Source organism: Actinoplanes sp. L3-i22 (assembly GCF_019704555.1).
Classification (GTDB): Bacteria; Actinomycetota; Actinomycetes; order Mycobacteriales; family Micromonosporaceae; genus Actinoplanes.
Genome location: NZ_AP024745.1, coordinates 582,285 through 596,820, shown reverse-complemented (window position 1 = coordinate 596,820; position 14,536 = coordinate 582,285). Strand labels below are relative to the sequence as shown.

General features: G+C 71.8%; 13 protein-coding genes. 2 read left to right on the top strand and 11 right to left on the bottom strand.

Annotation, left to right across the window (positions count from 1 at the left end):
* The first annotated feature begins 56 nt into the window (after nucleotides 1-56).
* The gene (locus tag L3i22_RS02750) at nucleotides 57-455 is read left to right on the top strand and encodes a hypothetical protein (RefSeq protein ID WP_221325439.1); all 399 of its coding nucleotides are present in this window, start codon (nucleotides 57-59) and stop codon (nucleotides 453-455) included.
* A gap of 113 nt (nucleotides 456-568) precedes the next feature.
* Here L3i22_RS02750 and L3i22_RS02745 read toward each other — a convergent pair whose 3' ends face one another.
* The 10 genes from L3i22_RS02745 to L3i22_RS02700 all read right to left on the bottom strand — a co-directional run bounded on the left by L3i22_RS02745 (nucleotide 569) and on the right by L3i22_RS02700 (nucleotide 11,812).
* Nucleotides 569-1,294 (bottom strand): SDR family NAD(P)-dependent oxidoreductase, encoded by a 726-nt coding sequence (locus L3i22_RS02745; protein ID WP_221325438.1) that lies wholly within the window; start codon nucleotides 1,292-1,294, stop codon nucleotides 569-571.
* A 36-nt stretch (nucleotides 1,295-1,330) separates the two neighbouring features.
* Nucleotides 1,331-3,124 (bottom strand): serine/threonine-protein kinase, encoded by a 1,794-nt coding sequence (locus L3i22_RS02740; protein ID WP_221325437.1) that lies wholly within the window; start codon nucleotides 3,122-3,124, stop codon nucleotides 1,331-1,333.
* 280 nt (nucleotides 3,125-3,404) lie between these two features.
* Complete coding sequence (locus tag L3i22_RS02735; RefSeq protein ID WP_221325436.1) at nucleotides 3,405-4,916, bottom strand: fused MFS/spermidine synthase; 1,512 nt, start codon at nucleotides 4,914-4,916, stop codon at nucleotides 3,405-3,407.
* Between the two features lie 425 nt (nucleotides 4,917-5,341).
* Nucleotides 5,342-6,310 (bottom strand): hypothetical protein, encoded by a 969-nt coding sequence (locus L3i22_RS02730; protein ID WP_255657903.1) that lies wholly within the window; start codon nucleotides 6,308-6,310, stop codon nucleotides 5,342-5,344.
* 141 nt (nucleotides 6,311-6,451) lie between these two features.
* Nucleotides 6,452-7,225 carry an SDR family NAD(P)-dependent oxidoreductase gene (locus tag L3i22_RS02725; protein ID WP_221325435.1) on the bottom strand — a complete coding sequence of 258 codons (774 nt, stop codon included), beginning with the start codon at nucleotides 7,223-7,225 and terminating at the stop codon, nucleotides 6,452-6,454.
* A gap of 68 nt (nucleotides 7,226-7,293) precedes the next feature.
* Nucleotides 7,294-8,112, bottom strand: a complete 819-nt coding sequence (locus L3i22_RS02720) for an inositol monophosphatase family protein (RefSeq protein ID WP_221325434.1) — start codon at nucleotides 8,110-8,112, stop codon at nucleotides 7,294-7,296.
* On the bottom strand, nucleotides 8,105-8,557 hold the full coding sequence (locus tag L3i22_RS02715) for a response regulator (protein WP_221325433.1): 453 nt from the start codon (nucleotides 8,555-8,557) through the stop codon (nucleotides 8,105-8,107). The genes L3i22_RS02720 and L3i22_RS02715 overlap by 8 nt, the downstream gene beginning before the upstream one ends.
* Nucleotides 8,554-10,164 (bottom strand): CHASE3 domain-containing protein, encoded by a 1,611-nt coding sequence (locus L3i22_RS02710; protein ID WP_221325432.1) that lies wholly within the window; start codon nucleotides 10,162-10,164, stop codon nucleotides 8,554-8,556. The genes L3i22_RS02715 and L3i22_RS02710 overlap by 4 nt, the downstream gene beginning before the upstream one ends.
* Nucleotides 10,161-11,363: a PP2C family protein-serine/threonine phosphatase gene (locus tag L3i22_RS02705; protein WP_221325431.1), complete on the bottom strand. Its 1,203-nt coding sequence runs from the start codon at nucleotides 11,361-11,363 to the stop codon at nucleotides 10,161-10,163. Before L3i22_RS02705 ends, L3i22_RS02710 begins: the two co-directional genes overlap by 4 nt.
* A 92-nt stretch (nucleotides 11,364-11,455) precedes the next feature.
* Nucleotides 11,456-11,812, bottom strand: a complete 357-nt coding sequence (locus L3i22_RS02700; RefSeq protein ID WP_221325430.1) for a hypothetical protein — start codon at nucleotides 11,810-11,812, stop codon at nucleotides 11,456-11,458.
* Nucleotides 11,813-11,888: 76 nt separating this feature from the next.
* On the opposite strand from L3i22_RS02700, the gene L3i22_RS02695 reads away from it, so the two are divergent.
* A complete protein-coding gene (locus L3i22_RS02695) occupies nucleotides 11,889-14,243 on the top strand; it encodes a M28 family peptidase (RefSeq protein WP_221325429.1) in 2,355 nt (784 codons plus the stop codon).
* Nucleotides 14,244-14,248: 5 nt separating this feature from the next.
* On the opposite strand, the gene L3i22_RS02690 is transcribed toward L3i22_RS02695, so the two are convergent.
* Nucleotides 14,249-14,533, bottom strand: coding sequence for a Smr/MutS family protein (locus L3i22_RS02690; protein ID WP_221325428.1), 285 nt, complete (start codon nucleotides 14,531-14,533; stop codon nucleotides 14,249-14,251).
* Nucleotides 14,534-14,536 lie beyond the last annotated feature (3 nt).

The window sequence follows — 14,536 nt, the reverse complement described above, 5'->3', positions numbered from 1 at the left end:
CCTCGCTTCAAGCGCAAATCCGACCCGGACCCACTCCTGAATGGAAGTCTCAGGACATGAGCAAAACCATCGCCGAGAAGCTGCTGATCAAGCCGAACTCCACCGTCTGGCTCAACCAGCCGTCCCGCCTGCCGCTGCTCACCCCGATGCCGGAGGGCGTGCGGGAGACCGGGACGCTGGCCACCGCGGGCACCGCCGTGCTCTTCGCCGAGGACGCCGCGAGCGTGCGTGCCGAGCTCACCGAACATCAGAACGACCTGGACAAGCCGAGCGCCTTCTGGATCGCCTATCCGAAGGGCAACCAGGCCGACATCAACCGGGACACACTGTGGCCGATCGTGGCCGATTTCGACATGCGCCCGTGCGGCCAGGTGGCGATCGACGAACGCTGGTCCGGGCTGCGCTTCCGGCCGAACCGGGCGGACGAGGGCCGTTTCACCGGAGGCAGTCAATGACCGGTGGACATCCGCTCCGGCGGTCGGTCCCGCCGCCCGCCGGAGATTCAAATTCCTGCTTTCGCCGTACGACGTTGAGCCCGGTCCCGCTCGTGCCCGGCCGGGGCCCGGGCTCAGCGGCCCAGCACGGTCCCGCCGTTGACGTTGATGATCTGTCCCGTGACGAACCCACCGCCCGGCCCGACCAGCCAGCGCACCGCCTCGGCCACCTCCGACGGCTCGCCGGCCCGCTTGACCAGCGCGGACGCCACCCGTTTGGCGTGCCCCTCGGGCGTCATCCGGCCGTCGAAGAACTCGCTGTCGGTGATGTAACCGGGCGAGATCACGTTGGCCGTGATCCCCTCCGCACCGAGGTTGGTCGCCAGGTCCAGGACATATCCGTGCAGCGCCGCCTTGGCCGCGGAGTAGGGCCCGCCCCCACCGCGCTGCGCCGCGATCGAGCTGGTCAGGATGATCTTTCCGCCCGGCCGGCGCAGGTGTGGCAGCAGCGCGGTGGTCATCAGCACCGCGGTGAGCACGTTGGAGTCCAGGTTCGCCCGCCAGCGCGCGGCCACCGCGTCGAGCGTGCCCTCGTCGCCGCCGACGAACGCGCCGGCATTGTTGACCAGGACATCCACCGCGCGGCCGGCCACCGCCGCGACAACGTCCGGCACCTGCGCCGGGTCGCCGGCGTCCGCGGTCACGGCGGAGGCCTGCGGGCCGATCCATTTCACCGCGTCGGCGAGCACCTCGGGCCGGCGTCCGACGATGATCACGTCGTAGCCCTCGCCCGCGAGCATGCCGGCGGTCGCCCGGCCGATTCCGGTTCCGCCGCCGGTGACCACTGCCAGTCTTGTCATGACCTCGACCCTATCCACGCCGTCCGGGCGGAAACCTCAGAGGGCCAGCGAGAAGCCACCGGTCCGCTTGTGCGCCGGGGCCGGGGCCGGGGAACGCGTCGCCGTCTGCGGCGTGGGCCGCTTGCGCACGGTGCCGCCCGGGCGCGCCGGCTGGCGTTTGCGCTTGCGGATCGTCTCCTCCGACCGGTCCTTCGCCGAGGCGGCGCTCACCGAGTCGTCCTTGACCGGCGTGGGCTCGCCGACGCTGCCCAGCACCTCGGCCCGGCACGGGTGACCGTTCATGGCGAAGGTGAGCGGCAGCGGATTGCGGTCCCGGTAACCGCCGCGCAGCGTGACCACCCGGCTCTGGCCCTGGCCGTGCACCATGACGTGCCGGCCGCGCTGGGCGACCGAGGTGGGCGAGCCGGCCAGCTGCTGCGTGCCGGGGAAGGTGAAGTCCACCCGCCAGTCGCCCGGGCCGCCCGTCGTGAGCACCGTCATCCGCGCTTCAAAGGAACCGCCCGAGTCCCGCTGTACCTGGTATCGGACCGAACAGCGCACCCGCTGCACGGCGGCGCCCTCCGGGGCGGCTCCGGCGGCGGCGGCGCTGGACTGGTCGGCCTCCGCGGCCTCGCGCCGGGCCGACCAGCTCAGTGCGCTGCCGGCGAGCAGCACCACCGTGATCAACGCGGCGGCCACCGACAGCGGGTTCCGGCCCGGGGCCGGGCGTCCGCGCCGCATCCCCGCGACGGCCGATCCGGACCGCCGCAGCCGGGCACCGATGAACAGCCCGCCGCCCAGCGGCCGTACCCGGCCCATCCGCAGCACAGCGCCGATCTTGAGCGCGGTCCGCAGGCGCAGCTGGCGCACCTGGATGCGTGGCGGGCCGGGAATCCACCCGGAGCGGCGACGGCCGTCCGAGCCGGCCGGAGCGGGCACCGTCGCCCGGGCGGCGATGGCCAGCGGCCGCTCCCCCGGGCGCAGCGGCGGGATGATCGGGCGTACCCCGACGGTCGCGGCCAGGGCGCGGGCCAGCTCGACCGAGGGCGGCCGGTCCACCGGGTCCTTGGCGAGGCAGCGCAGGCACAGATCGGCCACCGCGACCGGCATCCCGGGGAGTTCCGGGACCGGTTCGGGGTCGGCGTAAAGGTGGGCGCGGAGCGCTTGCGTGGTGTTCTCGGCCGGCCAGGGCATCCGGCCGGTGAGCGCGCGGTAGAGGAGCAGCCCGAGGGCGTAGACATCGGTGGCCGGCGAGACCGGCGCGCCGCCGAGACGTTCCGGCGCGAGGTAGGCGGGCGTGCCGAGCAGGCTGCCGTCCGGGCCGGCGTCCCGCTGGCCGACCACCGCCGAGATGCCGAAGTCCACCACCTTCGCGCCGGACCCGGTGAGCATCACGTTGGCCGGAGTCACGTCCCGGTGCACCACGCCACGGGCGTGCGCGGTGGCCAGCGCCGAGGCGACCTCGGCGCAGACCATCACCGCCTCCCGCCAGTCCAGCGAGCCCTGCCGGCCGATCCGGGCGCCGACCGACTCGCCGTCGTTCAGCTCCATCACCACGTAAGGGACGGTCAGGTGCTCCGAGAGCAGCGCTTCGCCGAAGTCGTAGATGCCGGTGATGTGCGGGTGGCAGAGCCGAGCCGCGGCCAGCGCCTCCTGGCGCAGGCGGTCACGGAACGTCCGATCGGTGGCCAGCTGCGGGGCGAGCACCTTCACCGCGACCTCGCGGCCCAGGGTCTCGTCGAAACCCCGCCAGACGACCGACATGCCGCCGGTGCCGAGCTTCTCGACGAGGCGATAGCGCCCGGCGAGGCGAAGCGATCCTTCGTGACCGTTTCGCTCCGTACGCCCCATGCGCCGATTCTCGCCCGCGCGGCTCATCCTCCGGAGCCGCACACCGAAACCCGTGCGGATTCGCCGCCGGAACGGTCCGCCGCCCCCTGTTCCGGACGGCATGCGGACGCGCCGGTCGGGCGACTTGCGGGGGCTTAGCCCAGGCAGCCTGCGAATTCGCCGGCTGGGCGGCTCGCGGCCGGGGCGGGGGTCAGCCCGGGAGGAGCTGGGCCGCTCGCGGGGGCTCAGCCCAAGCGGCCTGCGAAATCGCCGGCTGGGTGGCTCGCGGCCGGGGCGGGGGTCAGCCCGGGAGGAGCTGGTCGACCGGGGCGTAGTCGTCGGTCAAGACCCTGGCGTCGCCGATGTAGGTGGTCAGGTCGGCACCGGCCAAGAGCTTGACCGGCTTCTCGATCCGGGCGAGCCGGGTGTTCAGGGCGGTCAGCGGTAACGGGCTGCGGGAGGCGACGATCACGAAGTTGGAGCCGACCTCGCCGGCCAGGGCGTCCGCCGGGGCGATCAGGGCGACGTTCGGGAAAGCCGCCGCGACGGTGGCCAGTTCGGCTCGGATGAGGCGGTCCGGCGGGTAGTCGATCACGTTCTGGGCGTAGACGCCGTCGGCGCGCAGGGTGCGGGAGATGTCCGTGGCCATCTCCCGGGTGGCCAGGTGCCAGGGCACCACCTGGTGGCCGAAGGCGTCCCCGACGACCAGGTCGTAGCTCCCGGACGGGCGCTCGGCCACGCCGACCCGGGCGTCACCGATCCGGACGCGCAGGTCGGGGCCGGTGACCAGGCCGAGCTTGCGCCGGTCGAGGTCGACCAGGCCGCCGTCGAGCTCGAGCACCAACTGGTCGCTGCCCGGCCGGGTGGCGCGGAGGTAGCCGGGGACGGTGAACCCGCCGCCACCCACGTGCAGGGCGTCGATCGGGGCGCCGGCCGGGCGGAACACGTCGGCGACCGCGGCGATCCACTGGATGTATTCGAACTCGAGATGGAGGGGGTTGTTCAGATCGACGTACGAGTGCGAGGCCGAATTGAGCAGCAGGGTGCGACCGCCGGGATTGTTCGGATCGGTCACCACCCGGGCGCAGTGGTAGGCGGTCTCCACGTCGCAGGGGTTCGGCGAGATCGCGCCCAGCCCGGCGCCGAGCAGGCCGATCGTGGCGAGCACGGAGCGGAAGCGGGGTGAGCCGGGCAGCTCGGGGTGGTTCTCGTCGCGGCGCAGCCACCAGCCGAGCACCAGACCACCCAGCGCGAGCAGGACGGCCAGGCTCAGGATGATCGCGCTGCTCGGCATCGCGGCGACGAAGACGAACCCGGTGCCCAGCGTCGCGGTGATCGCGCCGAGGGTGCCGATGCTGGACAGCCGGCCGACCACGGTGCCGGCCTCACGCAGGCTGCTGAGCTGCAGTTTGACGACCATCGGAGGGATCGTGGCGAGGACGAAGGCGGGGAGGAAGACGGCCATGGCGGCGAGCATGAGTACGGCTGGGGCGGCGCCGCCGCGGAGCAGTTCGCCGCCCCAGCGGACCAGGGGCAGGGTCACGGCGGTGCCGATCGCGCCGAGGATCAGGGCGGGGGCGAGCAGCATTCGCGGGTCGAACTTGTCGGCGAGACGGCCGCCGAGCCACGCGCCGTAGGCGATGGCGGCCAGCGAGATGCCGATCACCGAGCTGCTGACCTGCAGGGTGACGCCGACGTAGGGGCCGACCAGGCGCAGGGCGACGATCTCCAGGACCAGGACGGCACCGCTGGAGCCGAAGGCCAGGGCATTGGCCAGGGCCGTCGGCAGGGCGCGGGGCGGCGCGTTCTCCATCGCCGGGATGCTATCCGTCCTCAGCCGCTCCCACCCCACCCGCCACGCGCCGCCCACCCGCCACACCCGAAAGCCCGCCCCGCGCCACCCACGCAGCGCGGGCGACACAAGCCGCGCGGGCGACACAAGCGGGCGCGGGCACAAGCCAGCGCGGGCGGCACGGGCAGTGCGGGCAGGGCGAGCGAGCGCGGCGCGGGCAGGGCGGGCGGCGCGAGCGGGCGCGGCGCGGGCAGGGCGGGCGGCGCGAGCGGGCGCGCTGCAATAGGGCGAGCGCGGCGCAGGCAGGGCAAGCGCAGGCAGGGCAAGCCGCAGGCAGGGCGGGTGCGGCACGGGCAGGCGGGCGGCGTGTGGGAGCGGCGTGTGCGGAAGCGCCCGCCCCGGGAACGGGACGGGCGCTGGGTGGAGCAGTCAGAGCATGAAGCGGATCAGAGCATGGAGAGGTGGACGTGGTTGGTGTGCACCACGGACGGGCCGCCGCTGGCGCTGTACGCGCGCCAGCCGGTGCTCGGCGTCCAGATCTGGCGGTACCAGATCACATACATCACGCCGAGCTTGTCCGCGTTCTTCACGAAGTACGCCGCGAGCCGGTCACCGTAAGCCTTGTCCGCGCCGGTCGCCGCCGCGTTCTTGTAGGTGGTGGCGTTCGACGAGAAGTCGCAGGCCCGCCCCTTCGGGTGTTCACCGGACGACCGCTGGCTCCAGCACACGGTGTAGTGGGTGAACCCGTCCGCCCGGGCCTGCTGGTAGGCGTGCAGCATCCGCGGCGTGATGCACCCGGTCGACGTCGGGTCGTCGACGGTGCAGGACTCCTTCGGCCACGAGCCGTCCGAGTTGCGCGGCGCCGGGTCGGCGGCCGGCGAGGACGGGTCGACGAAGCCGCCGGCCGATCCCCCGCCCACTTCGCCGAGCGCGGTCTCGGCCTGCTTCTTCTTCTGGTCCATCACCGAGACCTGGCGCTTCTGCTCGATGATCTCGGCGGCGAGTGCGCTCTGTGCCTTCTTGGTGGTGGCGATGTCGTCCTTGTACGACGCGAGCGTGCTGCCGTCCACCTGGGCGAGCATGTCGAGCCCCTGGACCCGTTCGACGAAGCTGTCCGCCGAGTTGCTGTTCAGCAGCAGCATGACGGTGCTCATCCGGCCCATCTGGTACGACCGGTTGGCGACCGCGGCGACCCGGGTGGTGAGCTTGTCGGCCCGGCCCTGCGCCGCCTTCATCGTGGCGGCGAGCTGGACCTGTCGTTTCTTGGACGCGGCCAGCTTCGTCTTCGCCTGGTCGTAGCCCTTGGCGGCGGCTTCCAGGTTGGCGCGCAGCTTCTTGGTGCCGCCTTCCGGGTCGGCGGCCCAGGCCGCTGTTCCGGACACGGCGAGGACGGCCGCGACCACGGTCGTCAGCAAGAGGACCAGCACACCGCGGCCGCCGGCGGACCGGCCAGAAGACACGGCGCGGAAACCAAGCGGGGGGATGACCGCCACGGAAACCTCCAAGTCGGGAGCGCCGGTACTTTACCGTGCCGGACCTGGAGAGAGGGAGATCGATCAGGTGGCCGAATATCCACCATCGACGAAGAGTGTCTGCCCGGTCACCGCTTGACTCGCCGCACTCGCCAGGAAAACGGCACATCCGGCGAAATCACTGGGCAATCCGTTCCGGCCGATCATCGTCCGTGCGGCGTGCGCGGACACTTTCGTGGGATCGGCGAAGACCGCTTCGGTCAGCGGCGTGTGCACCACTCCGGGCGCGATCGCGTTGACCATGACGCCGTGCCGCGACCAGGCCTCGGCCTGCGAGCGGGTGAGCCCGACCAGGCCGGCCTTGGCCGCTCCGTAGGCGCCGCTGTTGCCGTAGGCACGGAACGCCTGCTGCGAGACGATGTTGATGATCCGCCCCCAGCCGCGTTCCGCCATGGTCGGCCCGAACGCCTGCCCGAGCAGGAACGGCGCGGTCAGGTTGGCGGCCAGGGTGAGGTCCCAGACGTCCTCGGTGAGCTCGCCGAGCGGCGGTCGCAGGTTGACGCCGGCCGAGTTCACCAGCACGTCCGGAACGCCGTACCCCTCAATGATCTTGGAAATCGCGGCCTTGACGGCCTCGCGGCCGGCGAGATCGGCGGCGATCGCGCCGCCTTCGGCGCCGAGTTTCGCCAGCTCGGCGACCACTTCGGCGAGCGGTTCCGGCCGCCGCGCCAGCAGCACGACGCGGGCGCCGGCCCGCCCGAGGGCGAGGGCGATCTCCCGGCCGATTCCGGAGCTGCCGCCGGTCACCACCGCGGTCCGCCCGCTCAACCCGAAGAGCTCATCGAGGTACGAGGTCATCCCCGCACGGTAGATCCCCGGGTGACCGCTTCGGATCGCACTGTGAGATCCGACACGGCGTACCCGAATCAGTCTTCGATGATCGGCGGCCCGTCCGGGAAAAGGACGTTTTGTACCGTCTGCCAGATCTCCTCGTTCGCCGCGATCAGCAGCCCGCGCTGCCGGTTCACCGGCTGGTATTCGAGGCCGTCCAGGTGCCGCGCGACGCCGCCGGACTCCCGCACGATCAGCGAGCCGGGCGCATGGTCCCACGGCTGGATCCGCCAGAACAGGCCGAACTGCTGCACGTCGGTGGCGATCGCCGGGTATTCATAGCCCGCGCAGTGCCGCCCGGTGGTGTATCCGCCCAGCGCGCCGCCGTGCGCGTCGACCTGGTCCCGCAGGTGCTCCGGCAGGTACTTCCGGGAGATCACCCCGTGCAGGTCGGCCGCCGCCGGAGCGTCGTCGCGGGCCTTGAGCCGCACCCCGTCGCGGAACGCGCCGGCGCCCCGCTCGGCGACCGTGAGCCGGTCCTCGACCACGTCGAGGATCCAGCCGGCCGTCGTCTCACCGTCCTGGACCAGCGCGACCATCACGCAGAACGGCGTCTTCCCGGCGGCGAAGTTGTTGGTGCCGTCGACCGGGTCGACGATCCACACCGCACCGCCCGCGCCGATCCGGTCGCGGACCGCGGGGTCGGCCGCGACCGCCTCCTCGCCGACCACCACGGAACCCGGCAGGATCGCGGTCAGACCGCTGGTCAGCGCGCGCTCGGACTCCTGGTCGGCGATGGTGACCAGGTCGCCGGGCGACTTCTGGTGCACCTCGTCGGCGGTCATCGTCCGGAAGCGGGGCAGCACGATCGTCTGTGCGACCTCACGGATGAGACCGGAAACTTGATCAAGCACGCGGTGGCAACTTCACGACGCTGACGAAGAACTCGTCGATCTGCCGGATCACCGCGATGAACCGCTCGAAGTCGACCGGCTTGGTCACGTACGCGTTCGCGTGCAGCTGGTAGCTGCGCAGGATGTCCTCGTCCGCGGAGGACGTGGTGAGCACGACCACCGGGATCCGCCCCAGCTCGTCGTCCTTCTTGATCTCCTCGAGCACCTCACGGCCGTCCCGCCGCGGCAGATTCAGATCAAGAAGAATCAGATCCGGCCGTACGGCGTCGGCATACTGCCCCTCGCGACGCAGATAGGCCAGCGCTTCGGCGCCGTCCGACACCACGTTCAGCGTGTTGCGGACCTTGTGCTCCTCGAACGCCTCCTGCGTCATCAGCACGTCACCCGGGTCGTCCTCGACCAACAGGACCTCAATCGGGGTCCCACTCTCGCGAGCAATACTCACGCGCCTACCACCTCTCGGCTCTCCGGCTCAGTGGCCGGCTCGTCGGGCTCGTCGGCGCCGATCACCGCGGGGAGTGTGAACCAGATGGACGCACCCACCGGAACGTCGACGTCCAGCCAGATCCGCCCGCCATGGTATTCGACGATCTTCTTGACGATCGCCAGTCCGATCCCGGTCCCCTCGTACGCGTCACGCGCGTGCAACCGCTGGAAGATCACGAAGACCTTGTCGGCGAACTCGGCCTCGATCCCGATGCCGTTGTCGCGCACGTTGAACTTCCACTCCCGGCCGTCCCGCTCGGCGGTGATCCGCACCTCGGGTGGCACGTCCGGCCGGCGGAACTTCAGCGCGTTGCCCACCAGGTTCACGAAGAGCGTGGTGATGAGCGGCTCCTCGCCCTCCACAGTGGGCAGCGGCGGCCAGCTGATCTCGGCGTCGTCGCCGGCCCGCGGCTCCAGCTGCGATTTCACCTCGGTCAGCACCTTGTTCAGGTCGACGTCGGAGAACCCGTTGGTGAGCCGGCCGATCCGGGAGAACGCCAGCAGGTCGTTGATCAGCCGCTGCATGCGCTGTGCGCCGTCCACCGCGAAGCCGATGTACTGGTCCGCGCGCTCGTCCATCTTGCCCTGGTAGCGCCGCTGCAGCAGCTGGCAGAAGCTGGCCACCTTGCGCAGCGGCTCCTGCAGGTCGTGCGAGGCGACGTAGGCGAACTGCTCCAGGTCCCGGTTGGACCGGGTGAGCTCCTCGGCCTGGCTCTGCAGCTGCTGGTTGACCCACTCGACCTGCTGGCGCGCGTCGCGTACCTCGGACAGCTCGGAGGCGATCTGCTGGCGCATCCGGTCGACGTCGGCGGCCAGGCCGACCAGTTCCGGCGAGCCCATCTTGCTCTCGATGTGCCGCTCGTAGTCACCGCCGGCCACCCGGCGCACCTGGTCGGCCAGGTCCACGATCGGGCGGCTGATCAGCCGGTCGAGCAGCAGCAGCAGGAAGATGCCGGCCAGCACCACGATCGCCGCGGCGGCGATCTCGATGGTGACCATGGTCTGGCTGGATTCCTTGGCCGCGTCCGCGGTCGTCGCCCGCAGCACCTGGATGCGCGCCTGCATCGTGCCGATCGCGGCGCGCAGCTGGTCGAAGTCCTGCGTGTCACCGGCGTCGACCTTGGCCTGGCCGGCGTCCACGCCCTTCGTCCGGACCAGGTCGATCACCGGATCGGAGACGTCCCGGTGCCAGGCGTCGATCCGGGACTTGACGTCGTCCAGCGCGGCCCGGATCTCCCGGTCCTCCGGGTGCAGGTAGCCCTCGATCCGGGTGATCTGCGCATCCTGCTCGGCAAGACCTTGACGGTACGGATCCAGGCTGGCATCCCGCCCGGTGATGGCGAACCCCCGGATGCCGGTCTCCTGGTCGACCAGCGCGGTGTTCAGCGTCTCGCCGGCCGCCCGCATCGGGCTCGACCGGTTCAGCACGTCGTCCAGCTGGTTGTTGTGCGCGGCCGCGGTGAACGCCGCGAACACGCCCAGGCCGGTGAGGATCAGGCCCAGACCGGCGCAGAGCCCGGCGATCCGCGCGCGCAGCGACCACGTCCGGACCCGGAAGCGGCTCATCGCCCACCACCCCGGGAGATCAGCAGCATCGCCACGTCGTCGGTGAGCGGGCCACCGTTGTCCTGGTCGGCGCGGGCGACCAGCCAGGCCGGCAGCTCGTTCAGCGGAACCTTCCGGGCGGCCGGCTCGTCCAGCAGCTGGCAGAGCCCGTCCACGTCCAGGCGCTCGTTGCCGGCGCCGGTGTGCCCCTCGATCAGGCCGTCGGTGTACATCAGCAGAGACCAGTCATCGCCGGTGAACTCCAGCTCGGTAGCGGGTGTAGGGGTAGGACGTACCCCGAGCACGATCCCGGTACGCGCGTGCACCGGCGTGGCGCGACCCGCGCTGAGCACGACCGGCGGCGGGTGGCCGGCCAGGCGTACCGTCGCGCGGTTCTCGGTCAGGTGGATGGTGGCCGAGGCGACCGTGGCGAACACCTCGCGGGCCCGGCGCTCGGTCATCAACAGCTTCTCCAGCGACGCGAGCACCTGCTCCTCGGGCACCCCGGCGAGGACCAGCGCGCGCCAGGCGACCCGGAGCTCGACGCCGAGCGCCGCCTCGTCCACCCCGTGCCCGCAGACGTCACCGACGATCACGTGCAGCTTGTCGTCGCCGATCTGCACCACGTCGAAGAAGTCCCCGCCGAGCAGGCCGGCCGCGCGCCCGGACCGGTAGAACGTCTCGACCAGCACCTCGGTGGTCTGCATCAGCGGCTTGGGCAGCAGGCCGCGCTCCAGCCGGGCCGACTCCTCCTGCCGCAGCTCCACCTCGCGCAGCCGGCGGGAGGCCTCGTCGGCCCGCTTCCGCTCGACCGCGTAGCGCAGCGCGCGGACCAGCCAGACCCCGTCGACCTGGCCCTTGACCAGGTAGTCCTGGGCACCCTCGGCGACCGCCTGGACGCCCAGGTGCTCGTCGGAGCGGCCGGTGAGCACGCAGACCGCGGCGCTGCCGGCGACCGCCAGCAGTTTGCGCAGGCCGTCGATGCCCTCGGCGTCCGGCAGGCCCAGGTCGAGCAGCACGCACTCGGCGTTGCCGACCAGCTCGCGGGCCTCCCGCAGGCTGCTGGCGACGGTCAGGTCGAACGGCGCCTGCGCCTCAGTGAGCAGCTCGCGAACCAGGAAGGCGTCGCCCTCGTCGTCCTCGACCAGCAGGATCCGCAATCGCTCCAGGTGCTGCTGGTGCAGCGCGTACGTACTGGAGGCGAGCGAACGATCCGTCATCGGAGAATCCCCACTCGACGCAGAGGTGACCGGCAAATCGTGTACCACCGGACGCGGCGGCACAACACCGGTCACCACCTCGTGACCTGGCCTCACGCCGGCTCGCTGGGAGCGTTGCCATCATCGGACGCGGCCACCCGGCGGGCATGATCAGCGATCACCTGGCCAAGGATGCCGTGCAGCCGCCCACAGTTCTTGCAGTGCAGGTTCTCGTCGAGGTGGCGACCGCCACAGCCGACGCACTCCCCCCGGTCCTCCGGGTCGCGATAGGACGCCAGGGCACGGCACATCGCGCGGATCACATGATCACTCAGGGTGAACATCTCGTCGCCCCGGGCGGTGCGGAGTCCGAGCAGCGCCACCGGGGCGGCGTCCGGCTGAGGATCATAGGGGGCCACCGCGTCGATGAATTCCGCGATGACGGCGGCGGGGTCGAGCGAGGTAGTCACCCCCACAACGCTATTGCACGTTGCAATTGATCTACCGGGTACCCGGATGTCGTACCTCCACGATTAGATGTCACCCATGCGTGACGCCGCTCTCGTCCGGCCGGCTCGGCGTGGCTTCGCCGCCCTGGCCGTCCTCGCCGTGCTCGCCCTCGCGGGTCTCACCGCGGTCCGGTCCATCCTGCCGCCGTCCGCGGCCCCGGTCTCGGCTCCGGCTGGCGAGTTCAGCGCCGAGCGCGCCTTCCAGACCGTGCAGGCGATCGCCACTGTGCCGCATCCGGCCGGCAGCGCGGCCAACGACCGGGTCCGGGACTATCTGGTCCAGGCCCTGACCAGCCTGGGCCTGAGCCCGCAGGTGCAGGACACCGTCTCGGCGCAGGGCGGCGAGCTGTCCGCCAGCGCCGGCGGCACCGGCCTGGCCCGGGTCCGCAACGTGATCGCGGTGATCCCGGGCAGGTCCTCCACCGGGCGGCTGTTCCTGGTCGCGCACTACGACTCGGCGCAGACCGGCCCGGGCGGCAACGACGACGCGGCCGGCGTCGCCACCATCCTGGAGACCGCGCGCGCCCTGACCCAGAGCGACAAGCTGCGCAACGACGTGGTGCTGGTGCTCACCGACGCCGAGGAGGCCTGCCTGTGCGGCGCCGAGGCGTTCGTCCGGCAGAGTGACCTGGCGCGGGACGGCGGCGTGGTGCTCAACCTGGAGGCGCGCGGCAGCTCCGGCCCGGCGATCATGTTCGAGACCTCGACCGGGAACGCCGCGCTCGTCGGGGCGTACGCGCACGCCCCCGACCCGGTCGGCACGTCGTTCGCGGTGGAGATCTACCGCCGGCTGCCCAACGACACCGACTTCACCGCGTTCCGGGACGCCGGCTTCCAGGGGCTGAACTCGGCGTACATCGACGGCGCGGCGGTCTACCACGCGCCCACCGACCTGCCCTCGGCGATGGATCACGACAGCCTGCAGCACCACGGGGCGAACGCGCTGGCCGTCGCCCGCGAGCTGGGCGACCGCGACCTGGCCGCGCTGCACCCGGGCGGCGACGCGACCTACTTCCCGGTCCCCGGCCTGCTGGTGCGCTACCCCGGGGCGCTGGTCTGGCCGCTGGCGGTGCTGGCCGTGGTCGCGGTGGCGGCGCTCGGCTGGCTGGCCCGGCGGCGCGGCCGGCTGACCGGGAAGCGCCTGGCCGTCGCGGGCGCGCTCACCCTCGCCCCGATCGTGGTGGCGCCGGTGCTGGCCCAGGTCTTCTGGACGGTGCTGAAGCTCGTCCGGCCGGAGTACGGCGCGCTGCCGATCGATCCGTACCGTCCGGGTCTCTATCGCATCGCGGTGATCGCGATCGCCGCCGCCGTGGTCTTCTGCTGGTTCGCCCTGCTGCGCCGCAAGCTCGGCGCGACCGCGCTGGCCGTCGCGGGTCTGGCCTGGCTGGCCGGGCTCGGCGTGGTGCTGGCCGCGCTCACCCCGGGCGGCGCCTACCTGGCGACCGTCCCGGCGCTGGCCGGCGCGCTGGCCGCGCTCACCGCCCTGTTCGTACGGGACCTGGCCGCCACCGCCGCGATCGCCGTCGGCGGCGCGATCGCCACGGTGATCCTGCTGCCCACCGTGTTCATGCTGTTCCCGGCGCTGGGCATGGCGATGGGCGCGGCCGGCGCGTTCCTGACCGTGCTGCTCCTGCTCGCGCTGCTGCCGGTGATCGACCTGATCCACCCGTCCGCGGAGCCGGTCCAGGGCCTGCCGGCGCTGCGGGCCCGCCGCCGGGGCATGCTCGCCACCCTGGTCGCCTCGCTCCTCGCGATCGTCTGCACGGTGACCGGCCTGGCGGTGGACCGGTTCGACGCGAAGCACCCGGTGCTCACCCAGTTGATGTACGCGCTGGACGCCGACACCGGCACCGCCGAGTGGCTCAGCACCGAGGCAACCACCCAGAAGTGGACGTCGCAGTACGTCGCGGGCGGCCCGAAGCCGGTGGCCGAGACCCTGCCCGCGTTCGGCGCCGGGGAACTGCGGGTCGGCCCGGCCCAGGCCGCCACGCTGCCGGCGCCGATGGTCACGAAGGAGTCCGAGACCACCGCGGCGAACGGTGACCGGGTCGTCAGCCTGCTGCTGAAGCCGCAGCGCACGGTCCGGTTCACCACGCTGCACGTGGCCGCGGCGACACAGGTCACCAACCTGACGGTCGCGGGCGTCCAGATCCCGGCCGACAAGTCCGCCGGGGGTGGCTGGGGCACCGGCTTCATCTTCCACGCGCCGCCGGCCGAGGGCGTTCAGGTGGTGCTGACGATCCACGGCGCCGGGCCGGTGAAGGTCCGGGCGATGGACGCCAGCGACAACGTCACCGAGATGCCCGGCTTCCACGCCCGCCCGGCCGGCGTCGGCATCCTCGGCTCCCACAGCAGCGAGATGGTCGCGGTAGCGAAGACCTACAGCTTCTAGCCGAGCTACCTACCCCGGCCGCGGCGGCCGGCCGGGGCCTCGTGGCGGAAGTGGACGAAGAGGCGGCCCCAGTTGTCGCCGTCCTTCTCGATCCGGTGGTAGAGCTGCTTGATGTCCTTCTGGTCGAGGAAGCGGATCACCTTCTTCTTCAAGGCGCCACTGCCCTTCCCCGGGATGATCTCGACCATGGCGGCCTTCTTCTGGATCGCCTCGTCGATGATCCCCCGCAGGGCCCGGTCGATCTCCTGGCCCTTGTTGAAGATGTCGTGCAGGTCGAGCTTCAGCTTCATGGT

Excerpts from the sequence above, each read along its gene's own strand:
- L3i22_RS02735 (WP_221325436.1), bottom strand. The coding sequence starts at position 4,916 with ATGGAGAACGCGCCGCCCCGCGCCCTGCCGACGGCCCTGGCCAATGCC.
- L3i22_RS02725 (WP_221325435.1), bottom strand. The coding sequence starts at position 7,225 with ATGACCTCGTACCTCGATGAGCTCTTCGGGTTGAGCGGGCGGACCGCG.
- L3i22_RS02690 (WP_221325428.1), bottom strand. The coding sequence starts at position 14,533 with ATGAAGCTGAAGCTCGACCTGCACGACATCTTCAACAAGGGCCAGGAG.
- L3i22_RS02750 (WP_221325439.1), top strand. The coding sequence starts at position 57 with ATGAGCAAAACCATCGCCGAGAAGCTGCTGATCAAGCCGAACTCCACC.
- L3i22_RS02740 (WP_221325437.1), bottom strand. The coding sequence starts at position 3,124 with ATGGGGCGTACGGAGCGAAACGGTCACGAAGGATCGCTTCGCCTCGCC.
- L3i22_RS02695 (WP_221325429.1), top strand. The coding sequence starts at position 11,889 with ATGCGTGACGCCGCTCTCGTCCGGCCGGCTCGGCGTGGCTTCGCCGCC.
- L3i22_RS02705 (WP_221325431.1), bottom strand. The coding sequence starts at position 11,363 with ATGACGGATCGTTCGCTCGCCTCCAGTACGTACGCGCTGCACCAGCAG.
- L3i22_RS02710 (WP_221325432.1), bottom strand. The coding sequence starts at position 10,164 with ATGAGCCGCTTCCGGGTCCGGACGTGGTCGCTGCGCGCGCGGATCGCC.
- L3i22_RS02745 (WP_221325438.1), bottom strand. The coding sequence starts at position 1,294 with ATGACAAGACTGGCAGTGGTCACCGGCGGCGGAACCGGAATCGGCCGG.